Source organism: Bradyrhizobium sediminis (assembly GCF_018736085.1).
Classification (GTDB): domain Bacteria; phylum Pseudomonadota; class Alphaproteobacteria; order Rhizobiales; family Xanthobacteraceae; genus Bradyrhizobium; species Bradyrhizobium sediminis.
The window spans coordinates 3,323,589-3,346,014 of the sequence record NZ_CP076134.1 but is presented as its reverse complement, the minus strand read 5'-3'; the positions used below and the strand labels follow the sequence as shown (position 1 = coordinate 3,346,014).

Sequence of the window (22,426 nt, the reverse complement as noted above, 5' to 3'; positions counted from 1 at the left end):
AGGGCGGCCTGCCGACTGCCGCGTTATCGGGCGCAATTCTGGCCCAAGTCGGGGCTCTCCGGGGCCTAACCGGCCCTGCGACCCGCGCGGCTTTGCCGCACCATGAATTTGCATGGCAGTCGGGCCGCCGGCGTGACCGCCTCCCGGGGGAGGCATGCCGCACCGCACTTATTGGCATTTTATTTGCTTGGTAAGAAGCGGCCGATGGCGGCCGGGTACGCGTGTGGCGACCAATAGGGTCTCGGTTGCCCCACCTTTCGCATCACCAACATGAGAGAGCTCAATGACAAAGTATAAGCTCGAGTATATCTGGCTCGACGGATACTCGCCGACGCCGAATCTGCGCGGCAAAACGCAGATCAAGGAATTCGATTCGTTCCCGACGCTGGAACAGCTTCCGCTGTGGGGCTTCGACGGAAGCTCTACCTTGCAGGCCGAAGGCCATAGTTCGGATTGCGTGCTCAAGCCGGTCGCCATCTATCCCGACGCCGCGCGTACCAACGGTGCGCTGGTGATGTGCGAAGTCATGATGCCCGACGGCAAGACCCCGCATGTCACCAACAAGCGCGCCACCATTCTCGACGACGAGGGCGCCTGGTTCGGCTTCGAGCAGGAGTATTTCTTCTACAAGAGCGGCCGTCCGCTCGGCTTTCCCAATGACGGTTACCCCGCGCCGCAGGGCCCGTATTACACCGGCGTCGGCTACTCGAACGTCGGCGACGTCGCCCGCGAGATCGTCGAGAAGCATCTCGATCTCTGCCTCGCCGCCGGCATCAACCACGAAGGCATCAACGCCGAAGTCGCTAAGGGCCAGTGGGAATTCCAGATCTTCGGCAAGGGCTCCCGCAAGGCCGCCGACGAAATGTGGATGGCCCGCTACCTGATGCAGCGGTTGACCGAGAAGTACTGCATCGACATCGAATATCACTGCAAGCCGCTCGGCGACACCGACTGGAACGGCTCCGGCATGCACGCCAACTTCTCCACCACCTACATGCGCGAAGTCGGCGGCAAGGACTATTTCGAGAAGCTGATGAAGGCGTTCGAACTGGCCCGCGAAGATCACATCGCGGTCTATGGCCCGGACAACCATCTACGGTTGACCGGCAAGCACGAGACCGCATCGATCCATCAGTTCAGCTACGGCATTGCGGACCGCGGCGCTTCGATCCGCGTCCCGCACAGTTTCGTCAACAACGGATACAAGGGCTATCTGGAAGACCGCCGTCCGAACTCCCAAGGCGACCCCTACCAGATCGCTTCGCAGATCCTGAAGACGATCGCCTCGGTCCCGACCGCCTCCAAGTCGGCTGCCGCCTAAGCGCTCACGCACGGCCCGGAGCGGGGGCGTCCGGGCCGCAATCTGATCCGCCAAAGCGCCAAACGCTTTGGCGGATCATGGCGTTTTATGGTCCCGGTTTAAATCCGTTTCCCGGGCTCGCGAAGCAGGCTAGATAGCTGGATTGTATCGTGGTTGCCGGGAAGTGCTTTCTTGCTAGAAGGCTTTTACAAGGTCAGGTTCCAGGTCGATGACGCTGTCGGCCGGAGCGTGATGTACGCCGATGGCGGCAGCATGCTCGGCGGCAATTCGGCGTTGGCGCATTACGGCACTTATAGCGAGGTCGACGGCGTCGTCACCTCCGAGATCACCAGCCACCGCCATAACGACGACCCCAACTACCGGTCGCTGCTGGGCTCCGACATTGCCACCATCGATGTTCGCGGCCGCGCGGAGGGCGACGTCTATCACTTCGAAGGCGGCTCGCCGCAGATGCCGGGCGCGGTGTTTCGCTCGGTAATGACGCCGATCTCCGATCGGATCGTGGCTCCCATGGATGCGGTCGGCGAGGGCGGCATCGTCAATGGTCTCTATTCCGTTCACATCAGGATGCTCGACGGGGTCGATGGCGGCCTGACCGGCGTGATGCTGCTCAACAACGGCCGCATTCTCGGCGGCGACGCCTTCTTCTACTATCTCGGCGCCTACACCTCGGCGAACGGCCGCTGGAAAGGCGAAATCCTCAACCAGGAGCACACTCCAGCCAAGAGCGAGCACCCGATCTTCGGCGGCATGAGGTCGGCATCGGCTTTGCCGGCACGTGCGACGGCCGCGGCGCGCTCCTGGAAGCGACTGCGCTGGCGGGCAAGCGCAGTCTCCGGTTCACCGCGGTGCTTAAGCTGATGCGGCCGGCGTAGATCGATGGCAAACATGGTTCGGGTCCTGTCGACGCTCGCCTTGAAAGGCGCGATCGGCAATCTTACGGCGCGACTTGAAGCGGGAGGTGGCGCACGCATCGACGCCGATTTCGCGCCGACGCTGGCGCTGCTCGAACGCATGCGCGGCGGCGAGGGCGCCGATGTCGTCATCCTGACCAAGGAGGCGCTCGACGATCTCGCTGCGAAGGGGATTGTGGCGGCGGACAGCAGCGCCGATCTGGCGCGCTCCTTTGTCGGCATCGCCGTGAAGGCCGGCGCCGCGCTTCCTGATATAGCTACACCGGAAGCGTTGCGCACAACGTTGCTGGGCGGTCGCGTGGCCTATTCGCGGATCGGCGCCAGCGGCATCTTTTTCGTGCAACTGATCGAGCGGCTGGGGATCGCGAATGAGATCAATGCCCGCGCAACGATCATTCCGTCGGGCTTCACCGCTGAACGGCTCATTACCGGCGAGGCCGATCTCGCGGTGCAGCAGATCAGCGAATTGAAGCTGGTTCCGGGCGTCGAGATCGTCGGACCGATTCCGCGTGACCTGCAAGTCCCGGCCGTATTCTCCGCCGGCCGCCTGGCGGCATCGAACAACGTGGTTCAATCCGACCGGTTGTTGAAATATCTGGCCTCGCCGGAGGCGGCGCCGGTGCTGCGGGAGTCCGGGCTGGAGCCTTGAATTGGCCGGCCCTTCGAAGCAAACTTCCGGCAAGATGTGCGCTCTGACCAGATCGCTTCACGCGCTTTCGTTCTCCGTCGCGGTCTCGATCGCGGCGGTTCCGACCTCGGCGCAGGCGCAATCCGCCGATCTCGTTCTGTGCGACCGGCTTGCTTCCGACCCGGACAGGCCCGCCGACGTCAAGGGTGTGCCCGACGTCGCCTCGTCCGATATCGCCACCGCGATCAAATTCTGTAAAACTGCAACCGGCGCGCCGCGTCGCGCGCTGTACCAGCTCGGCCAAGCCTATGCCGCCAACCGACAAATGCCAGAGGCCGTCGCCGCCTGGCGCAAGGCGGCCGACAGGGGCTCGAGTTCGGCGATGGTCGAACTCGGCGTGCTCTACGGGACCGGCGCGGGCGTCGCGAGAGACGATGCCAAGGCGCGCAAGCTGTTCGAGCGTGCGGCCGAAGCCGGCAATCCGCGTGGCGTCACTAATCTCGCAGCGCTCGGCGGCGGTGGTGCCACCTCGTCCGATCCCGCGAGGGCAAGGGATTTGCTGGCGAAGGCCGCCGAGACCAACGCCGAGGCGCAATACCAGCTCGGGATGATGATGGCAGAGGGGACCGGCGGCGCCAGGGACGACGCTGCTGCGCGCGCGCTGTTTGAAAAGGCTGCCGCGCAAAATCATCCAGCCGCGCTGGAGCGCCTGCGTTGCCCCTACGTGATCAAGGACAAGCGCGGCAACGTCGTCACCAACCTCTGTTTCTAGCCTCAGTCCCTGATCAGGACCACGCCGGCGAGCAAGAGCGCCGCGCCGGCCAGGCGTGAAATGCTGACCGGATGCGCTGCCAATCCGAACGCGCCGAAATGGTCCAGCGCGATCGCGGCAGCCATCTGGCCCGCGACGACAAGCGCGATCAGGGTGGCCGCGCCGAGCGAGGGCAGCAGCAGGATCATCAGCAGGATGAACACGCCGCCCAGCACGCCGCCGGACCAGGCCCACCACGGCGTATTGGCGATAGCCTTCCATGACGGCAGGTTCTCGCCGAGCGCGAGCAGCACGACGATCATAGTCAGGAGGCCGCCGATATAGCTGACGAGGCCTGCCCAGGCGGGGGACCCCAGCGCCGCCCGGAGGCCGCCGTTCAGCACCTGTTGGACGGCCACGCTGACGCCGGCGCCGAGCGCGAATACATACAGGAAAAAGGCTTGCACATTATCCCCCAGTCGGTTCCGCATGACCGCCTTGATGGATATCAATAGGACGGGAATCGCGAAACGCTATATGACTTCGCTATAAGGACTGACGGTTGGAGCATCGAATGAAATTACGCGGATACATAGTGGCACTGCTGATGGCCTGCTCGTTGACGTCGCTGGCCGTTGCCCAGTCCGGCACCATGCGCGCGACGGGCAGCGCAAAATATGTTCCTCAGCTCGGCGACCTCATGAACTCGATCCAGACGCGGCACATCAAGCTGTTGTTCGCCGGCAAGACCCAGAACTGGGGACTGGCGGCCTATGAACTTGGCCAGCTCAAGGCCGGCCTGGTAGAAGCCGCCGTGATGTATGAGGGCATTCCCGTGAGCAACGTCACGACGATGACGGCGCCGATTCAGTCGATCGACGAGGCGATTGCCGCAAAGGACGGCAAGCGGTTTGCGAAGCTGTTCGGTGAACTGACGGCGGGATGCAACGGCTGCCATCAGTCGATGGACCGCGGCTATATCGTGATGCGGGTGCCGACGGAGCAACCCTTCAGCAACCAGGTGTTTCCGCCGCAGGGCAAGCAGTAGGGGTGGAACGCCAGCGGGGAACCGCGGTTGAGGGAGGAAATGCTTTGCCGAGGGAGGCTCTGCCATGATCCGCAAACTGCCGTCGGGCGAATATCGGCTTTATTCGCGAAAAGTGAACCCGAAGACCGGCAAGCGCCGCAATCTCGGCACCTTCAAGTCGCGCGCGGCGGCGGAAAAGCACGAGCGCGCCGTGCAGTATTTCAAGCGGCACTGACGGATTTCGCGCAAAGGCGTCATGTACCCGTCGGTCCGGCGGTGCTATCTGGTAGCGACAGATTCAACAGTGCTGCCGGGTACCCTCGTTGTTGGACGGACTTTACAAGGCCGAGTACGGCGTAAACGACGCGTTCGGCCGCAGCGTGATGTGCATGCATGCCGGCAAGCTTCTGGGCGGCAATTCCGCCTTCGCCTATCTCGGCGCCTATCACGAACAGGACAACGGCGAGATATCAGCCGGAGATCATCACCCAGCGCCACAATGATGACCCCTATTGCAAGCCGCTGATGGGCGCCGACGTCGCCGCGATCAAGGTGCGGGGCAGGGTCGAAGGCGGCAAGCTTCGCTTCGAGGGCAACGCCGCGCCGGCGCCCGGTGCCGTGTTCTGGGCCGACCTCACCCGGCTCGACGACGCGGCCGTTCCGCCGGTCGGCGCGGTAGGGCCGGGCGGCATCGTCAACGGGCTCTATTCCATCGATATCCGCACCCTCGACGGCATCGACGGCGGCCTGACCGGTGTTATGTTGCTGATCGACGGCCGCATTCTCGGTGGCGACGCCTTCTTTTATTATCTCGGCTCCTACACCTCGGCCGACGGCCGCTGGAAGGGCGAAATCGTCAATCAGGAGCACACGCCGGCAAAGGGCGAGAACCCGGTGTTCGGCGGCTACGAGGTCGGCATCGGCTTCTCCGGCACCTGCAGCGAACAGGGCGCCGAACTCCAAGCGATCGCGCTCGCCGGCAAGCGCAGCCTACGCCTTACGGCAACCCTCAAACTGATGCGCCCGGCGTAATCCGGTGGCGTGTTGCTACGCTGCCCTGACCTCGGACAGGAAGCGGTTGAACTGCCCGGCGAGATCCCGCGATTGCGTTGACAGTTGTTCTGCGGCACCCAGCACCTGATTGGCGGCTGAGCCGGTGTGGTCGGCCGCCTGCTGGACGCCGGAGATGTTCGAATTGACTTCCTGGGTGCCGCGCGCGGCTTCCTGGACGCTGCGGGAGATTTCCTTGGTCGCCGATCCCTGCTCCTCGATGGCGGAAGCGATGGCAATGCCGATCTGATCGATCTCGGCGATTACGTCGGCAACGTTCCTGATCGCCGTGACCGTCTCGTCGCTGGCGGTCTGGATCGAGGCGATCTGTTCCGAGATTTCGGTGGTGGCTTTCGCGGTCTGGCCGGCCAGCGATTTGACTTCGGAAGCAACGACCGCGAAACCCCGTCCGGCGTCCCCGGCACGCGCCGCCTCGATGGTCGCATTGAGCGCAAGGAGGTTGGTCTGTTCGGCGATGCTCTGGATCAGGGTCACGACGTCGCCGATCTTCTGCGCGCCCTCGGCAAGGGAGCGTGCGGTATCACCGGTGCGTCGGGCGTTCTCGACGGCGCGGGCCGCGATCGCGGTGGACTGGGCGACCTGACGGCTGATCTCCGAGATCGAGGACGTCAGCTCTTCGGTGGCGCTGGCGACCGTCTGCACGTTGGTCGAGGTCTGTTCGGAAGCCGCAGCGACGACGGCGGCCTGGCGGTTGGTGTCCGCCGCGGTCGAGGACATCGACTGCGCCGTATCCTCCATCGTGGCGGAAGCCGACGACAGTCCGCCGACCAGTTCGGTCACCTTGGCCTCGAAGGCGTGGGTGAGATCGTCGAGCATGCGGGCGCGCCGCATTTTGACGTCGTTCTCCGCTTCCTTCTCGGCAGCCAGGCGCTCGGCCTTGATCATGTTGTCCTTGAAGACCTGCACCGCGCACGCCATCGCGCCGATCTCGTCGTTGCGGTCGGCGCCGGGGATTTCACAGGCGACGTCGCCGCCGGCGAGCTGCGACATCGTCGCGGTGAGGTCGACGATCGGCTTGCAGACGCGGCGGCGGACCATCAGCACGAGGCCGACGCTCGCGATTGCGACGGCGGCGAGGCCGGCGAGCGCGATCAGGAAGCTGAAGCGCGCGGAAGACCAGGCCGAGCCGAGGATCTGTTCGGCGTTCTCGTAGAAGGCATCGCGCACCTCGATGACCGAACCGAGGCCGCGTTGCGACTCCGCGAAAAAGGCGGCGGCGTCGTGCTCGTATTTGCCGCTGATGGCGCCTTCCTTGATCATCTTCAGTTCCTTGCCGAATCCCTCGACATAGGCTGCGTTCATGCGGTCGAGGGCGGCTGCGACGTTGGCGGGCGTCGTGGGATTGCCGCGCAACTCCTGCAGCGACATCAGGATCTGGTCGGCCCGGCCCTGGGCACGGCTCAGATCCATCTTTTCGGCGTCGGTGGCCACGCGCTTGGCGCCGAGGACGTTCTTGTGCAGGCTTGCATTGTAGCCGCCGACGTCACGCAAATTCCAGGCGATGTTGGCATAGCTTGCCTGCCGGTAAGCGTCGCCGTCGAGCAGGGCGATCTTGCGGACCTGCTCGCCGAGCAGCGCCGTGACGCCGTTGTTGAACACCGCGTTGTCGGCGACAATCTTCTTGGCGGCGTCGCGGCGTGCCTCGGCCGGACCGTCAATCGCGTTGTCGATGGCCTCGCGTAGCGCGGCGAACTTGGCATTCAGGGCATCCATGGCGCCAGCGACCGCGGCGCCGTCCTCGAGGTCGCCAGGCAGGGCCTTGCGGATCGCGTTTATCTTGTCGCGCGCGCCGTCGGTATTTTTACGGTATTTGTCGTTGAGCTCCGACCGCAACTTCGGATCCACGGCGGGGGGCCCGAACAGGATGTTGGTGGCGAAGCCGCGTTCGGGATTGAGATAGCGCGGAATGTCGCCGACGGCGCGAACGATCTCCAGCCGGCGCTGGGCTACCGAAACCTTGTCCATCGTCTGGTATTTGGTGGCGGCAACGTAGACTGCGAGCCCGCCGCCGACGGCGGAAAGCGAGACGATCGCGGCAGTCAGCAGGGTACCGATTTTCATGGGATTTGGACCAATTGCGACGGAGGAGAGGAGCGGGGCCCTTGAACCCTAAGTAATCCGGCTTAATCCCAGGTTTATGTTCTCAGGCCCCCTTTACTTCATGTTGCAGGCGACCCAGTCGCGGGCGTCGCGCAGCGGCAGGTAAGCTGCCTCGGCAATCAGTTCGTCGATGGTCGTCGGCGCGCCGTCACCTCATCGCAGGAATCGAATAGGTGAGATGGCCGGTCCACCAGCCGTCATGAGAGAGCCGCAGCGCAAACAGCCCGACGCCGGCGAAGAGCGCAGTCCAGAACAGCGCTGCGGGCATCGACTTCTTCAGTCCGAGCAGGCCCATGACCATCAGGAGATCGAGGGTCATGGTCATGACCTGCTCGGTGCGCATCGGAAAATCCCGCGCCGGGATCAGCACTTTCCAGAGAAGATTGCCGATCAAGAAACAGGGCAGCAGGATCGCGATCACCCCGCCGCGGCCGGCGGTGGCGGTCGTCTGCGTTTGCGGTACGGTCATGGCTTTACCCCCGTTTGGCCAGATGGCGTCCGCCTCCCGCAGCTCGGCAGGGATGGGGGCGGACTGCCTTTCTAGTCGCGTCCAGGCGGAGGTGCGTTCAAACGACGCGGCGAGGTTTTTGCCAACCAAGACCGTCATCTCCGCGCATCTTGATTTGCACGTCGGGTAAAATCAGCCGCGCTCGCGCAGGTCGCGCGCGCGCCCCAGCAGCTTTTTCATGATGACGTCGAGCGCGGCGCGTTCGGCTGACGTGAGGGCGTCGAGGATGTGGCGCTCGCGGGCACGCGCCAGCGGCACGATCTTCTGATAGAGCGCGCGGCCGGCCGGCGTCAGCCTGAGGATCTTGTTGCGGCGATCGGCCGGATCTTCCTCGCGGGTCAGATAGGCCTTGGTCTCCAGCGCGGCCACCGCGCGGCTGACCGACATCTTGTCGAGCGTGGTGTAGCCGGCAACGTCCTTTGCCGCCATCTGGCGATTGGCCGCGAGCGCCGCGAGCACACGCCATTCGTGCCGCGTCAGGTCGAAGCGGTCGCTGTAGAGCTGCGCGACGGTGCGCGACACTTCCTCGGCGAGTACGGCCAGCCGGTAAGGGAAAAAGCGCTGGAGATCGATCACGCCATCGCTCGCTTCCCGGTCCGTCGCCGTTTGCACCTGTGCCACTGCTCAGCCTTTTCTCATACAAGAATAATAGTAACATCCGTATCTAATGGAGGCAAGATAGCTTGCGTTCGCCCCGTCCATGTCGCTCAATCGTCTGCTAAATATTGATATCCACATTCCAACAAGCCGATTCCAGGGGCGGTATCGCTTGACGTCAATAGTAACTAATGTTACTAAATAATCAACGCGCGGATGCGAAGCCGGACGCAATGAGGGAGGAATTCATGAAGATCGACCAGATTCATCACGTCGCCTACCGCTGCAAGGACGCCAAGCAGACGGTTGAGTTCTACAAGAAGGTCCTCAACATGGATCTGATCGGCGCCATTGCCGAGGATCGCGTTCCCTCGACGAAAGAGCCTGATCCCTACATGCACATCTTCCTCGACGCCGGGCAGGGTAACATCCTGGCCTTCTTCGAATTGCCGAACTCGCCGCCGATGGGGCGCGATCAAAACACGCCGGACTGGACACAGCACATCGCTTTCCAGGTCAAGGACATGGACGTCGTCATGGAGGCCAAGGCGCGCGCCGAGGCTGCAGGGCTCGAAGTCGTCGGTCCGACAGACCACAACATCTTTCAGTCGATCTATTTTCGAGATCCCAGCGGACACCGCCTCGAAATCGCCACCTGGACGACGACGCCCGAAAAGATGAAGCGCATGGCCGACAGCGCGCAGGACATGATCGAGGAATGGTCACGCACCAAGAAGCCGCCGCGTCACACCGCCTGGCTGCACGAAAAGGAGTTCGGCCCGAACTGAGGCCGGACGCAAATTCCATTTGTGAGGGACGCTGCCCCGTCCGGCCCGTCCGGCCCGTTCGCCGGCGGCGGCGGGCGCGTGGGGAGCGGCAAATGCTGAACACCTATCGATATCCGAAATTCGCCTATGTCCGTTCGGATGAACAGAGCAGCGGCAAGCCGAGGCGTCACCAGGCGGTGGTGATCGGCGCCGGACCGATCGGCCTCACCGCAGCACTCGACTTCGCCTACCGCGGCATCGAGACGGTGGTGATCGACGACAGCGACACCGTTTCGATCGGTTCGCGTGCGGTCTGCTACGCCAAGCGGCCGCTGGAAGTATGGGATCGTCTGGGCTGCGGCGACCGCCTGGTCGCGAAAGGCGTGAGCTGGAAGGTGGGAAAGGTGTTCTTCAGGGACAGACTGTCCTACCAGTTCGACCTGCTGCCCGAGGCCGATCACAAGATGCCGGCCATGATCAACCTCCAGCAATATTATCTGGAGGAATACCTGATCGCCGAACTCGCCAAACGCGACGGCGTCGAGTTGCGCTGGAAGCACAAGCTGCTCAGCCTGAAACAGGCCGACGATCACGTCGTCCTCACGGTCGAAACGCCGGACGGCGTGTTCGCCATGGAGGCCGACTGGGTGATCGCCTGCGACGGCGCCAACAGCGACACGCGCAGGATGGTGGACGCCAAATTCACCGGCCAGTTCTTCCAGGATCGGTTCCTGATCGCCGACGTCGTCATGAAGGCGAGCTTTCCGACCGAACGCTGGTTCTGGTTCGATCCGCCGTTCCATCGCAACCAGTCCGCCTTGCTGCACAAGCAGGCCGACGACGTGTGGCGGCTCGACTTCCAGCTCGGCTGGGACGCCGATCCGAACGAGGAGAAGAAGCCGGAGAAGATCGTCCCGCGGGTGCGCGCCATGCTCGGCGACGACAGGGAATTCGAACTCGAATGGGCGTCGATCTACCAGTTCGCCTGCCGTCGGGTCGATAATTTCCGTTATGGCCGCGTGCTGTTTGCTGGCGACGCCGCGCATCAGGTTTCGCCGTTCGGCGCGCGGGGAGCCAACACCGGCGTGGCTGACATCGACAATCTCGCATGGAAGCTGAAGCTCGTCATCGATGGCGATGCGCCGCTTTCGCTGATCGACAGCTACAACGAGGAACGCGCGTTTGCCGCTGACGACAATCTCCTGAATTCGACACGCTCGACCGACTTCATCACGCCGAAGAGCCAGGCCAGCCGGCGCTTCCGTGACGCCGTGCTCGAACTTGCCGAGGACAATGCGTTTGCGCGGCCGCTGGTCAACAGCGGGCGGCTGTCGACGCCGACACCGTATCTGCACTCGTCGCTGAATACGCCGGACGCTTCCCCGTTCAAGGGCAGGATGGCGCCGGGCACCAATTGCGACGACGCGCCGGTCTCGAAGGACGGCCGCAGCGGCTGGTTTCTCAACGGGATCGGCGACGGCTTCGTGGTGCTGACGTTCGGCGGCGGGCCCGAAGTGCGCGAGATATCATTCGGCAAGATCAGGGCGCGCGTCGCCGTGGTCGGCGCCGATCTGATCGATGACAAGGGCGTGCTTGCCGGCCGCTACGACGGACAGCCGGGAACGACCTATCTGATCCGGCCCGACCAGCACGTCGCGGCGCGCTGGCGCGACTTCGATCCGGGGAAAATCGAGAAGGCTCTGGCCCGCGCGGTGGCCGCCTGAAGGAGTGAACGATCATGCCGCTTGAAATCAGGGCCAACATCGCCGATCCCGACGGCTTCTATCAGGAACTGATCGATTCCCAGCGCGATCTGGAGGAGGGCCAGGCCGAGTTGATGAACTGCAAGCTCGTGCTGATACTCGCCAACCATATCGGCGACAGGGAGGTGCTGCGCGAGGCGCTGAAGCGCGCTGCCGGGAAGCCGGACTGAGGGACGGGCGCACGGGTTTTGAGACGATCTTTGCGGCTGGTATCTGCGGTGCTGTTGAGGCCTGCAAACAATCGTGTGTATGCTCGCTGTTCCCGTGAATTGCCCGCACAAGGCAAGCGCGGATCCGATCGCAGGGAGCAGCCGACAATATGAGCCTCTTGAACAATCCATTCGACCCCGCGCGCGAGGCCGCTCTGGTGACGGGCGCGGGCAACGGCATCGGCCGCGCGATCGCGCAAGCCTTGGTGGGCGAGGGCGTGCGAACCGTGTTCGCCGACGTCAACGCCGATACGGTCGCGGCTGCGGTAAAGGCTTCGCCGCGGCCGGAACTGGCGGTGCCTTGGGTCGGCGACCTCGCCAATCGCGCGGCTTGCGATGCGCTGCTGGCGCAGGCGCAGTCCGCGATCGGGCGGGTGACCCACTTCGTGCACAGCGCCTCGCCGCCGCGGCGCGAAGCCGATCACGCCATGGCTGTGAGCAGCGAGACCTGGCAGCAGATGCATGCGGTGAACCTCGAGGCCGGCTTTCACCTCGTGCGCGAACTGGCGCGCGCGCTGATCGCGGCCAAACAGCCCGGCTCGTTCCTGTTTCTCACCTCGCTGCATTCAGGCACGCCGCGCAACCTGCCGCATTATTCGACGGCAAAGGCCGGCATGGCCATGCTGGTCAAGGAATTGGCCAAGACGTGGGGCCGCTTCGGAATCCGCGTCAACGCGCTGGTGCCCGGCGCCATCGCCGCCGGCGGCTTCGTCGCCGATCCGGCGCTGGCAAAACACATCCCGCTCGGCCGCCTCGGCCAGGCCGAAGACCTCGCGCCGATGGCGCTGGCCGTGCTGTCGAACCGGGTGTCGGCCTATGTCACGGGCGCAGCTATCGTGGTCGACGGCGGGCTGTCGTTGACGAACTGGTTCGAGGCGCCTGAGTTGGGTGAGTTCTGAGAGAGACCACGCGGTGCAGTGGCACCGCAATATTATTCCGCTTTTCTCCCGGGCGCGGCATCAGGCGTTTGGTCACCGGACCGGAGATGAGCTATGCTTGCCGCGCTGGCCGTGACCGAGATGCGAGGGGTTCGCGCGAGAAGGTTTCCGAACGGGGTAGCAGCCATGATGACTTTACCGGAACTGGCGGCAGACTCCCTGGAAGAGTTTCTCGGTTCCTATATGCGCCGCCGGTTCGGGTCATCGCAAACGCGTCTCATCGAGATCGTGCCGGCGGCCGCGCGCATCGCGCTCGAATGCATCGGGAACAGCGATGCCCTTTACCACAATGTCGAGCATACGCTGCTCGTCACGCTGGCGGGACACGACATCCTGCGCGGCCGTGCGTTGCACAGCCATATGACTGCGGACGACTACGCGCATGTCATCATCGCCTGCCTGACCCATGACATCGGTTATGTGCGCGGCCTGTTCAGGGACGACGACGCCGACGGATTCGTGATCGATGCGACCGGCAGCAAGGTGACCTTGCCGCGCGGTGCATCGGACGCCGGCCTGATGCCGCACCACGTCGACCGATCGAAGCTTTACGTCATGCGGAGGATCGAAGGCATTGCTCCGCTCAACAAGCAACGCATCGTTGACGCGATCGAAGGCACCCGGTTTCCACCCCGGGCAGACCAGCAATGGGATGAGGAGGCCTCGATCGTCCGGGCGGCGGATTTCATCGGGCAGCTCGGAGATCCCAACTACATCAGGAAAGCAAACGCGCTCTACCACGAGTTCGAGGAGGTGGGCATCAATCGCCAGCTCGGCTATGATTCACCCGCCGACATCGTCAATCGCTATCCCCAGTTCTATTGGGACAGCGTGGCGCCTCATATCCAGACCGAGATACGCTACCTCAACATGACCTCGAGCGGACGGCAGTGGATCGCTAGCCTGTACAGTAATGTCTTCCGCGCCGAACGGGATATCTCGCTTTCCGGCCCGCAGCGGTAGGCGTCGCCCCGGCAGGCGGCGCTGCGCAACCGCAAGCTGTGACCGGAACATCACACCTGAATGAAATCGTGCAGGGGGATGCCATGCCCGCACCGGCCGGTCACGGATCCGCCCCGATTGGATCGCGCCATGGGCGTGTTGGATTCTGCTTGGGCTTGGGGGCGCGAGTTGGGGATACGACATGTTGTCCATCGGCTGTGCCAGAGGTTTGTGGGTCGACGCCAGAACAGGCCGTAACGTTGCGCGGTTGTTGGTGGTCGCTATGGGAGGGGTTCTGCTGGCGGCCTGCGCCCAGTCCTCCGTCGTCACCAGAAATTCCGAAGGTCCTTCCACCAGCCGGCAGGCGTCGCTGCCACACGATCGATCGGCGACGAACGGACGCGTCGCGTCCATCAGGAAGCATTCCCCGTTCGTTGCGCGCAAGGATGCCGCCGCGACCCCGAGCGCCTCGCACGGGATCGCCAGCTTCTACTCGGAGGGAACGCGAACCGCGAGCGGCGAGAAGTTCGATGCCAGCCAGTTGACCGCCGCTCATCCGACATTGCCGTTCGGCACCAAGCTGCGCGTGACCAACGTCGCTACCGGGCAAGCCGTGACGGTTCGGGTCAACGACCGCGGTCCCTACGTTCCCGGGCGAATCGTCGACGTCTCCTATTCCGCCGCCGAAACGCTCGGCATGGTCGATGGCGGTCTTGCCAGGGTCAAGCTCGACGTCGTCCAGTAGCGACCCGCATGAGCATTGGTCAGCGCAGCGGCATCGGCGGCCGCAGTACCGGTTCGTCGTCGGTCGAGACCACGGCTGGCGGCGGTGCGGCAGGCGGGGCTGCTTGCGGCAACGGCGCTGCTGCCGCCGGCGCTGACGGATAAGCCGGCATCGGCGGCCGTGACGGCGCCGCGGCCGATCGCAGCGGAGGCGGAGGCGGCATCTTCGGCCGAACGTTCCGCTCGGACGACTTTGTTGCGGGCGTTCGTGTTGCGGAAGTTTGTGTCGCGGAAGTCCTGGCGATGTCGGAGGAGATGGCTTGCTGGCTGGCCTTGAGCTGGTCGATGCTGGCCTTGAGCTGCTCGATCTGCTGGCTCATCGCCGCAACGTCGCGCGCCATCGCCTGCAACTGCGCCGTATCGGGAGCGAGCGCGGCGGCGGCCGGCGCGGCGCTTTCCGCGGGCTGGGCCGGAGCCAACGCTTGCGGAGCTGCTGCTTGCGGAGGTGTCCGATCTGCCGCGGATGCCTGCACGCTGGGTGTATCGGCCTGTTGCGGCGGCGGCGATGAGTTGACGGCGAACGATGGCGTCCAGTTCGAGATCATTTGCCCCGCCGCATCGCCGTAGTGCTGCCAGGCGGCGACCGCGAGCCCGCTGCACAGTGCAAGCATGAAGGCCCAGGCCGCAGTTGCCGCCCACCTCCTGGTCGACGGCCGGCCGCCCCGGACTTCAACATCGGCGGTGTCGGTCGCGCGAAACGTCGTATCGACCGTTGGCGCCGGCGTGCCGGCGGCGGCGCTGGATTCGTCAGGGGGCTGCCGATCCAGGAGAGGGCTGGCGGTGTCGCCCGTGATGTCGGCGAGCACCTTGTCGGCCCATGCGGCGGGGACGGCGTCCGGTACGATCGCAAAGTCGTCGTGCGGATCGGCTTCTCTCGGCTTCAGCGTGGATTGCATGGGCGCTCCGTGCTCGGTCCAGACTCACCCGCGTGGGGTGGCCGGCGGATTCAGGCTACGTCGACGATCCTCAGCCCGGCTCCAGAGTCCAACCCGGTTTGACCAAAGCAAGGCGCTGGGAAGGAGAGGTTGGGGCGGCAGCTCGCGCCGGCATTGCGGGAACCCGAACGAGGCGGCCGGCAATCGATGGAACCAGACCGCGGTTCGGCGGTTTCAGGTAAAGCCGCGAGCCGGACCTGCGGAACCGGTTGCCGCGGCTCCGAGAGAAACTCAGGGGAGAGCGAGATGAGATCCGAGATGCAGATCCACACCATCGCGCGGCAGATGTTCGAGCGGCATGGCTTCGACGCTATCGCCGAAGCGGCCCGCAATGCCCTGGCTTGCGAGCGCAAGGGCGAGGCGGAGGAAGCCAGGGAGTGGCGTCATATCGAGGACGCCATGAAGATGATGCGGGGACCGCATCAAAGCTGAGGGGATTGGCGCCCTCTCAATGCGGTTTGCCGAGCACGGAGGCGAAGGGCACGGAAAAGATCTCGTCGCCGAGATCGTCGCTGACGTGCAGCACCCAGCCGCGCCAGTCTACCAGGCTGGCCGTCGTGACGAGCGACTGCACGACGAGGGCGGCGTGTTCACGTGCATCGGCCAGATCGTCGACGGAGGCGCCGCATTGATCGATCAATGCTTGTTCGGTGTTGGAGCAATGGAAATAGACCTGAGCCATATTCCGCCTCCTGCGAGAGGTGCAGGCCGCATGGATAACAGCGGCAAGGCCGGCGGAAAATTCGGATAGATTCCCTAAGGGGAGTTACGGAGGAGCGGGAATTTGTTGTTTCGTCGCGCCGGCGCTACCGCGGCCGGTCCCTGTACAGCATCCACACCGAGAAGAGGGCGCTGGCGGTTGCGATCAGGAACAGGCCGGACAACAGCGGGCCCTCGACATCCCAGCGCAGGAAGCGGGCGAGATCGTAGAACACGTAGGCGCCGAACGTGAACGCCAGCCCATACATGTACGGCCTGCCGTCGCGCGCCGCGAGGATAGCGATCGCCATGACGGTGGCTTCGAGAATGATCGAGACGATCAGCATCGTTCAATTGTAGTCCGGATAGAGCGAAGCGCAATCCGGGAATCGTGATGTCAGGGAAATTGCCTCCCCATCTACGGATTCGACTGTCAAACAGCGGAGCCGTCATTGCGAGCGAAGCGAAGCAACCCATTTCACCGCTTGCTGGGGCATGGATTGCTTCGTCGCTTACGCTCCTCGCAATGACGATCTGGGGCATCGGATTCAACTGTCAAACAGCAGATGTGCGTCCGCATTCTCGCGGCGCGATGCGTCCGAGCTTTGCTTCGATTTTCGCCCTCGAAAAAGAAGAGGGCGCAGGGAAGACCGGGTGCGCGCTGCACCCGCGGTCCCGTGTGCAATTGTTATTGAGGAAAGCGCACACGAGCATACAGGTTCAGCGGAGGCAATCCGGCCTTCCCTGCGCAATGGTTCTACGGCTTATTCCGAGCTCTCCCTGGTGACCGGGCTTTCTTGCCACCATCATCCGCGGGAAGTTTTGCTTCCCGCGAACTTGACGCCAGCGTCGGGGCGTCAGGACCACACGTCTTTGCCGTCCGCTCGAGTCACGCTCGTCAGTCGCGACTTCCGCGTCCATCGCATCCCACCGCGCGTTCGTGACGATCGCGACCCGCCCCTCTCATCGGGTGAGACGGGCGAGTCTATAGTGATGATTTGCCCGTCGAGGCTGAGCAAGAACTCGGCATTTTGAGGAGTTGATGTACGATTCGGTTCATGACGAATCGCACATTCAAGACCGGCGCGAGCCGGGATCAGACCAGCCTGCTTCCTCCACGGATTGAGGATTATGTCGGGCCGAACAACCCGGTGCGGGCGATCGAGAGCTTTGTGTGTGCCCTCGACCTTGCAAAGCTCGGTTTCCTCCATGCGGCGCGCGGGGCGGACGAGATGGGGCAGCCACCGTACGATCCGGCCGATCTGTTGAAGCTGTATCTGTACGGCTACATCAACCAAGTCAGATCATCGCGCCGGCTGGAACGGGAAGCAGGTCGCAATCTGGAGCTGATCTGGCTGTTGAAGAACCTGAGGCCGGGCTATCGGACGATCGCCAACTTCCGCAAGGAGAACTGGGCAGCGCTGAAGGCCGCGAACCGCAGTTTCGTGCTGCTGCTTCGCGAACTCGATCTGATCGGAGGGAGCCTTGTTGCGCTCGACGGCGCCTTGTTCCACGGCAACGCCAGCAAGGGAAGCATCTTCACGCAAAGGAGGCTGACCAAACAGATCGCCGCCTTGGACAAGGAGATCGAGGCCTATGGCAAGGCTCTCGAAGCCAATGATGCGGAAGAGGCCAAGCAGCGAAGCGACGGTTCGCGGGGCGACGGCAAGGGTGGTAGTGGCGACGTCGGCGAGAAGGTGAAGGAGCTGATGGCCCGGCGCGAACGCGCGCAAGCCGACCTCAAGGACTTGGAGACAAGCAACAAGGGGCAACTCTCGAAGACCGATCCCGACGCGAGGCTTCTGAGCAAGGGCGATCAGACCATTGCGGGCTACAACGTGCAGAGCGTTGTCGACGACAAGCACATGCTCATTGTTACCAGCGAGGTCGTCAATCGCAGCGATGCAGGCCACCTTCATGAGATGGCAAACGCGGCAAAAGAGGTTCTCGATGTGGAGACCCTGCGGGTGGCGGCCGATACCGGCTATTACAATAGCGAGGACCTGAAGGCCTGCGAGGATGACGGCATCAAAGCCTATGTGCCGATGCATGAGGGCAATGGCAAGCTCGAGGAGGGTCGCTTTAGCCGCAAGGATTTCCGCTACGATGCGAGCGCCGACGTCTACCGTTGCCCGACCGGAGAACTGCTGCGTCCAACGGAAGGGCGCTGGAAGAATGCGAGCGGCCGCGTCGAGATCCGCTACCTGGGGCGCAAGGCGGCCTGCGCAGCCTGTCCTCTGAGAGCGCAGTGTCTCGCCCCGAAGGCACCTTACCGGAGCATCGCTCGCTGGGAACACGAGGATGTTCTCGAACGTCACCGCGCGAGGATGGAAAGTGAGGAGGCCAAAAAATTGATGCGCCGCCGTTCCGCCATCGTCGAGCATCCCTTTGGAACGCTCAAATGCCGCGCCGGGTATCAGCACTTTCTCGTGCGCGGCTTCGACAAGGTCCGTGGCGAATGGAGCCTGATGGCCCTCTGCTACAATTTCACTCGCGTGCTCAACATTCTCGGCTTCGACCGCTTCGTCGCGTACCTTGAAAAGGCGCCATTGCCCGCGAAAACCTTCCTATAAGCACTCTGCGCGCCCTTCAGCTTGCTTTGCGGCCCTTCCGGACTAGAATCCTGCTGTGGCTCGCAGTCAGTCCTTTCCGCGCCACCCCAGCCTCATAATCAGCATTCTTGCCCAGCCTCGACGGGTTAAGCGATTTATTTTCGCTTCCGGAGCTTGACTCGCGCTTCGGAAAATCAGAAGTGATTTGCCCGTCGGGTTGTTTTGTCGCGGTGGGGTCGCGAGATTTCGCTTGTGCGCGCGGCGACGCAGTTCGCAGTCGGGAAATAGCGGTGAAGCGAAATACCTCACAAGTCGCGCGAACGCCCGGCGCGAAATCCGTCGCGGCGTGCGCCCTACCCAAGGCCGCAATGTTATCCAAGTTCCCGACTAATTTTCGCGCATTGGATCTACCGGCTGATTCGGTGGAGGATCGCTTTCGCGGGGTATGGCCATGGCATTTTTCAAGCGTGAGCTCAGCCCGGTCGAGCGCTTCGGGAATACGCTGAGGGAGAAGCAGGTGGCGCGGCAGAAGCTGGCCGACCGCCTCAGCTTGGCCGAAACGGTGGTTGCAGAAAAGCGCGCCGCCGCCGAGCGGCTGGCCGTGGCCGGAGCCGCCAATGCCAAGCTCGATCGCGCGGAGGCCAACATGCGCGCCGTCGAGGACCACGCCAAGACACTGCGCGCCGCATTGGCGGAATTCGACGAGCAGATCGCCTCGACCGAGCGCGCATTGGCCGACGCCATAGCGCAGCGCGACCGCGACATGGTGGCGGAGGGGATCGAGGCGATGGCCGCGGCAATCGAGCAGGCCGCTCCGGGATTCGGCGCCGGCGCCACGGCGCTGGTGGAGGCTGTCACGAAAAGCACGGCGTCGATGCCGGAAGCGACCAGGTTCTCGACCAGTGTGGAAGCGCTGCGCCGCGAGGTTCTCGCGGCCGCGGACCTGATTTGCTGGGAGCTGCGGTCCGCCGCGGTGCGCACGCGCGCGGGCAACGCCAACGCCGCATTCCCGGCGCCGGCCGAGGCAGAGCAACCGCCGCTCCCGGAGATCGAGCGGCAATTGATCTACACGCTCAATCCGCTGCTGTGGCGGGAGGGCGGCGAGGTGCGCCGGGCCGCGGCGTTCGCGCTGGTCGGGCTGCCGAAAGGACTGCTGCCGGTCGCGCTGCGGCATCAGCATGTGGACTATCTGAATGCCCGGCGCGTACAGACCCTGATGCACGTCCACGGCAGCGGCCGGTTCCAGGGCGAACCCGATCCCGACGATCCGCAGCTCATCGATCTCGATCTCCTTGCCGCGGAGGGCAAAGAGAGCGCCGAGGCCAATGTTGCCTGACAAGGGCAGGGCGTAACGGGCAGGGGTGAATTGCGGAAGGCGCTTTGTTATTCGCCCTGCGCACTACGTCTGGTCATCGACGGAAGGCGCCACGGCTGGATAGCATCAGCCAGTCGGAATTGCAGCGAGATCCCGAGGCGCTTCCTCGGTGTAGACAACTTTCATTTACCGTGGAATTTCGCGAACACGGCTTCGACCTGCTGTTCGCTTGCAAAGCGGCCCGCGCCCGCACGCAGACGCCGCCGGTCATGGCCCGCGGTCACGACGAGCCGCGTGCGGCTACGCCGCGGATCGAGCGTGCCACGCCCCACATGACGTAGCCCAATGCGGCGCGCGGCGGCGGTGGCCCGCCGGTGAACGCACGCGCGCAGATGCCGGCCCCGGCCGCCCCGCGCGCAGCAGCGCCCGCGACGCCGCAGGGCGGCGGCGCGCCGCACATCAACGCCGCACCGCGCAGTGGCGGCGGACCGGGCGGTGGCGGAGGCCACGGTCAGGACAAGCACCAATGAACGAAAAGCCCGGCGGTGAGCCGGGCTTTTTTTTCGACGAGCTCTTGCGAAACCCATCGACCCATGAATAGCAATTGATGGGTATCGCTTCGCTCCACCCAACCTACGAGCTATGTGCCGGCCCTCATCATGATTTTCAGGCGTAGCTCCCTTAGTATCTCAGGCGCAGTCATATCATACAGTTCAACATCTTGGTGGGCATCTATGCGAAGCGTGGAGCCAAGCGCGCTTTGAATATCGATCCTGTTTGCTTGATGAACCTTTTTACGGTGGCCATCACGTGTTTGGCGCGAGGATCAGGCAACTGGAGAAGCCGCAGGTTTTGCGCGTGGAAGCCGAAGCCTAGAAATAAAACCAGCTTTGCTTCCTGTAGGGCGTTAACCAAGTGACCGCTATCGTGCAGTGATTCGTTTTCCGTATACGTTCGAATGCCCGCCAACATCTCAAATGGATCGACCGCACCTCCAAAAAGGACATGGTTAGGGATGCTCGGGAGGAGAGACCCGACGCTCCCGTATGGTCTGATCATGTTCAAGCCGGCGACAATCAAAGCGGCCTGTGGCTCTTCGATTCCAATCCGCTGAAGAGCGAAGTAAAGGTATTGCTCAATGCAACGATCATAGTTGAAATTCACAAAAGTAATATTGTCGAATGCGGTATGAATTTCGCTCTTTTTCACTCCTGTTATTGCCATAGAAAATAGCTGTTCGACCCAGCCATCACGTCCTGCATCCTCATCAAGGCGTCCGGTTCGCGAAGAAAGTGCAAGAGCGCTATTCTGCTCTGCTTTCAATATCGATCGTATAATACAAAGCTTGCCGAGCGTTACCGCCTCTACATTCTCGCTGAGCTGAAACAGAGCGTCATCAACAGAGACCGCAGACGAAATTGCCGCGGCCAACTCGTTTCCGCCCCGAGTAAAGCGATCGAGCTTTGGCTTGTCTGTTTGATATCGCCGGAAAAGCAGATTGAAGAGGTCTCGGTCCCCCTTCGAAGGCGCATGCGAGTAATGTTCAAACCGGAATCGAACATCTTCGGCGATGTCCGCCGCCAACTTGTAGCCTAGGGGCATGTTGTACTCAACGCCGGCTCCCGCTCCCACCACAACGGCAATTCGGCTATTAAACATGGGCACGTGCCTTGCTGGGCTCCCTGCGGTCTACGCTATTTTCGTTGAAGCACCTTTGTGACGAAATGTTTCGTACTGATTTTGTCACCGAGATTTTCTTGAATTGTTTTAAGCCTAGCGTGCAGCCGATCTCCGTGGCTGAAGCTTTCTTCACCATCTATAACTCTTTGCCGATAGTCTTCGTCTGTTAGTTTTGCTGTTATTGACGTGCGACCATATTTGAACCGCCACATGCCGTCTCCCTCTAGGACAGGAGCGACGACCTCGAGAATTGCCTCAATCTCACTCTCTATCGGCTTATCCTTTGGTTTGATCGGTTTGAAGTTCGATAGGTCGCTTTTACTGTATGAGCCGATTCTGTGGCCTCTTGATTTCAATTCGAGCTTTTCGGCGCCGTGCTTAGCTGGAAGTTCGAGCTTCTCGGCGTCGGTCCCAATCCCATTTAAGATGAAGGTATTGTAGACGTTTCCGTTCACGATGGTGGTTTGGCCACTCACATTTTCAAGTTGAAGAGCGGTTCCATTTGTGACGTTCTGTACTTTTTGTGGCGGTTGACCTTTAAGAAACTTTAGGAGGTCGAGCCAAGCTTTTATGAGCCCCGCGACGTCTTTGATTCCGAATGAGAGCGCGGGTAGAGCCGCAAAGGCAGTTTGAGCATTGGCGGCGACCTCATGAATCCACTGGAGATCCAGCGACCCGGGTTGAACCCGTTCGATGCGTACAGAAGTTCTGGCGGTCGAACCGTGATAGGCTCTGTTTGCCTTTGTTGTAAGCCGTGTGAAGGCACTAAGGACTTGGATGAGTTCCCTTGCCTCCATTGTCGAGGGATTCAAGCTGCCTTTATAGTAGAGCGATATGTTTTGACCCTCAGCCATGTGGTGACGCTCCAATAATGCATCTTTAAATTGTCATAATCCTATTCAATCACAAAGAAGAAAGGGGCGGTC

At 62.7% G+C, this 22,426-nt stretch carries 24 protein-coding genes and 1 pseudogene; 16 read left to right on the top strand and 9 right to left on the bottom strand.

Features of this window, described 5'->3' with window-relative positions; all coding sequences use genetic code 11:
* The first annotated feature begins 283 nt into the window (after window positions 1-283).
* From KMZ29_RS16200 to KMZ29_RS16185, 4 genes are all read left to right on the top strand, one after another.
* Window positions 284-1,321: a glutamine synthetase beta-grasp domain-containing protein gene (locus KMZ29_RS16200; protein ID WP_215620182.1), complete on the top strand. Its 1,038-nt coding sequence runs from the start codon at window positions 284-286 to the stop codon at window positions 1,319-1,321.
* A gap of 171 nt (window positions 1,322-1,492) precedes the next feature.
* Window positions 1,493-2,182, top strand: a complete 690-nt coding sequence (locus tag KMZ29_RS16195) for a GrlR family regulatory protein (protein WP_305855078.1) — start codon at window positions 1,493-1,495, stop codon at window positions 2,180-2,182.
* A gap of 18 nt (window positions 2,183-2,200) precedes the next feature.
* Window positions 2,201-2,884 (top strand): substrate-binding domain-containing protein, encoded by a 684-nt coding sequence (locus tag KMZ29_RS16190; RefSeq protein ID WP_215620181.1) that lies wholly within the window; start codon window positions 2,201-2,203, stop codon window positions 2,882-2,884.
* A gap of 34 nt (window positions 2,885-2,918) precedes the next feature.
* On the top strand, window positions 2,919-3,635 hold the full coding sequence (locus KMZ29_RS16185; protein WP_215624296.1) for a tetratricopeptide repeat protein: 717 nt from the start codon (window positions 2,919-2,921) through the stop codon (window positions 3,633-3,635).
* A 2-nt stretch (window positions 3,636-3,637) separates the two neighbouring features.
* Here KMZ29_RS16185 and KMZ29_RS16180 read toward each other — a convergent pair whose 3' ends face one another.
* Window positions 3,638-4,081: a DMT family transporter gene (locus tag KMZ29_RS16180; RefSeq protein ID WP_369810024.1), complete on the bottom strand. Its 444-nt coding sequence runs from the start codon at window positions 4,079-4,081 to the stop codon at window positions 3,638-3,640.
* A gap of 107 nt (window positions 4,082-4,188) precedes the next feature.
* Between KMZ29_RS16180 and KMZ29_RS16175 the strand changes: the two genes are divergently transcribed.
* The 3 genes and pseudogenes from KMZ29_RS16175 to KMZ29_RS16165 all read left to right on the top strand — a co-directional run bounded on the left by KMZ29_RS16175 (window position 4,189) and on the right by KMZ29_RS16165 (window position 5,673).
* Window positions 4,189-4,662: a hypothetical protein gene (locus KMZ29_RS16175; protein ID WP_215620179.1), complete on the top strand. Its 474-nt coding sequence runs from the start codon at window positions 4,189-4,191 to the stop codon at window positions 4,660-4,662.
* Window positions 4,663-4,726: 64 nt separating this feature from the next.
* Window positions 4,727-4,876, top strand: a complete 150-nt coding sequence (locus tag KMZ29_RS16170) for a hypothetical protein (RefSeq protein WP_215602199.1) — start codon at window positions 4,727-4,729, stop codon at window positions 4,874-4,876.
* Between the two features lie 88 nt (window positions 4,877-4,964).
* Window positions 4,965-5,673: pseudogene (locus KMZ29_RS16165) on the top strand (GrlR family regulatory protein).
* Between the two features lie 15 nt (window positions 5,674-5,688).
* Here the strand turns inward: KMZ29_RS16165 and KMZ29_RS16160 are convergent.
* From KMZ29_RS16160 to KMZ29_RS16150, 3 genes are all read right to left on the bottom strand, one after another.
* Window positions 5,689-7,773, bottom strand: coding sequence for a methyl-accepting chemotaxis protein (locus KMZ29_RS16160; protein WP_215620178.1), 2,085 nt, complete (start codon window positions 7,771-7,773; stop codon window positions 5,689-5,691).
* A 187-nt stretch (window positions 7,774-7,960) separates the two neighbouring features.
* Window positions 7,961-8,281: a hypothetical protein gene (locus KMZ29_RS16155; RefSeq protein WP_215620177.1), complete on the bottom strand. Its 321-nt coding sequence runs from the start codon at window positions 8,279-8,281 to the stop codon at window positions 7,961-7,963.
* Between the two features lie 171 nt (window positions 8,282-8,452).
* Window positions 8,453-8,941, bottom strand: a complete 489-nt coding sequence (locus tag KMZ29_RS16150; protein ID WP_215620176.1) for a MarR family winged helix-turn-helix transcriptional regulator — start codon at window positions 8,939-8,941, stop codon at window positions 8,453-8,455.
* A 224-nt stretch (window positions 8,942-9,165) separates the two neighbouring features.
* Between KMZ29_RS16150 and KMZ29_RS16145 the strand changes: the two genes are divergently transcribed.
* From KMZ29_RS16145 to KMZ29_RS16120, 6 genes are all read left to right on the top strand, one after another.
* Window positions 9,166-9,705 (top strand): VOC family protein, encoded by a 540-nt coding sequence (locus KMZ29_RS16145; protein WP_215620175.1) that lies wholly within the window; start codon window positions 9,166-9,168, stop codon window positions 9,703-9,705.
* 92 nt (window positions 9,706-9,797) lie between these two features.
* Complete coding sequence (locus KMZ29_RS16140) at window positions 9,798-11,408, top strand: FAD-dependent oxidoreductase (protein ID WP_369810023.1); 1,611 nt, start codon at window positions 9,798-9,800, stop codon at window positions 11,406-11,408.
* 14 nt (window positions 11,409-11,422) lie between these two features.
* Complete coding sequence (locus KMZ29_RS16135; protein ID WP_215620174.1) at window positions 11,423-11,617, top strand: DUF2783 domain-containing protein; 195 nt, start codon at window positions 11,423-11,425, stop codon at window positions 11,615-11,617.
* A gap of 149 nt (window positions 11,618-11,766) precedes the next feature.
* Complete coding sequence (locus KMZ29_RS16130; protein WP_215620173.1) at window positions 11,767-12,555, top strand: SDR family NAD(P)-dependent oxidoreductase; 789 nt, start codon at window positions 11,767-11,769, stop codon at window positions 12,553-12,555.
* Between the two features lie 165 nt (window positions 12,556-12,720).
* The gene (locus KMZ29_RS16125) at window positions 12,721-13,557 is read left to right on the top strand and encodes a metal-dependent phosphohydrolase (RefSeq protein ID WP_215624294.1); all 837 of its coding nucleotides are present in this window, start codon (window positions 12,721-12,723) and stop codon (window positions 13,555-13,557) included.
* A gap of 262 nt (window positions 13,558-13,819) precedes the next feature.
* Window positions 13,820-14,281, top strand: coding sequence for a septal ring lytic transglycosylase RlpA family protein (locus tag KMZ29_RS16120; RefSeq protein WP_249779707.1), 462 nt, complete (start codon window positions 13,820-13,822; stop codon window positions 14,279-14,281).
* A gap of 19 nt (window positions 14,282-14,300) precedes the next feature.
* On the opposite strand, the gene KMZ29_RS16115 is transcribed toward KMZ29_RS16120, so the two are convergent.
* Complete coding sequence (locus KMZ29_RS16115) at window positions 14,301-15,215, bottom strand: hypothetical protein (RefSeq protein ID WP_215620171.1); 915 nt, start codon at window positions 15,213-15,215, stop codon at window positions 14,301-14,303.
* A 285-nt stretch (window positions 15,216-15,500) separates the two neighbouring features.
* On the opposite strand from KMZ29_RS16115, the gene KMZ29_RS16110 reads away from it, so the two are divergent.
* A complete protein-coding gene (locus KMZ29_RS16110; protein WP_215602189.1) occupies window positions 15,501-15,686 on the top strand; it encodes a hypothetical protein in 186 nt (61 codons plus the stop codon).
* A gap of 16 nt (window positions 15,687-15,702) precedes the next feature.
* Here KMZ29_RS16110 and KMZ29_RS16105 read toward each other — a convergent pair whose 3' ends face one another.
* Window positions 15,703-15,936, bottom strand: coding sequence for a DUF6894 family protein (locus KMZ29_RS16105; protein WP_215620170.1), 234 nt, complete (start codon window positions 15,934-15,936; stop codon window positions 15,703-15,705).
* A gap of 124 nt (window positions 15,937-16,060) precedes the next feature.
* A complete protein-coding gene (locus tag KMZ29_RS16100) occupies window positions 16,061-16,300 on the bottom strand; it encodes a hypothetical protein (protein WP_215620169.1) in 240 nt (79 codons plus the stop codon).
* A gap of 711 nt (window positions 16,301-17,011) precedes the next feature.
* Here KMZ29_RS16100 and KMZ29_RS16095 point away from each other — a divergent pair.
* Both KMZ29_RS16095 and KMZ29_RS16090 read left to right on the top strand, forming a co-directional pair.
* Window positions 17,012-18,526: an IS1182 family transposase gene (locus KMZ29_RS16095; protein ID WP_215620168.1), complete on the top strand. Its 1,515-nt coding sequence runs from the start codon at window positions 17,012-17,014 to the stop codon at window positions 18,524-18,526.
* 496 nt (window positions 18,527-19,022) lie between these two features.
* Window positions 19,023-19,841 (top strand): hypothetical protein, encoded by an 819-nt coding sequence (locus tag KMZ29_RS16090; RefSeq protein WP_249779706.1) that lies wholly within the window; start codon window positions 19,023-19,025, stop codon window positions 19,839-19,841.
* A 711-nt stretch (window positions 19,842-20,552) separates the two neighbouring features.
* On the opposite strand, the gene KMZ29_RS16085 is transcribed toward KMZ29_RS16090, so the two are convergent.
* Both KMZ29_RS16085 and KMZ29_RS16080 read right to left on the bottom strand, forming a co-directional pair.
* Window positions 20,553-21,479, bottom strand: a complete 927-nt coding sequence (locus tag KMZ29_RS16085) for a hypothetical protein (RefSeq protein WP_215620166.1) — start codon at window positions 21,477-21,479, stop codon at window positions 20,553-20,555.
* Between the two features lie 35 nt (window positions 21,480-21,514).
* Window positions 21,515-22,354, bottom strand: a complete 840-nt coding sequence (locus KMZ29_RS16080) for an LAPAL motif-containing putative phage structural protein (protein WP_215620165.1) — start codon at window positions 22,352-22,354, stop codon at window positions 21,515-21,517.
* Between the last annotated feature and the right edge of the window lie 72 nt (window positions 22,355-22,426).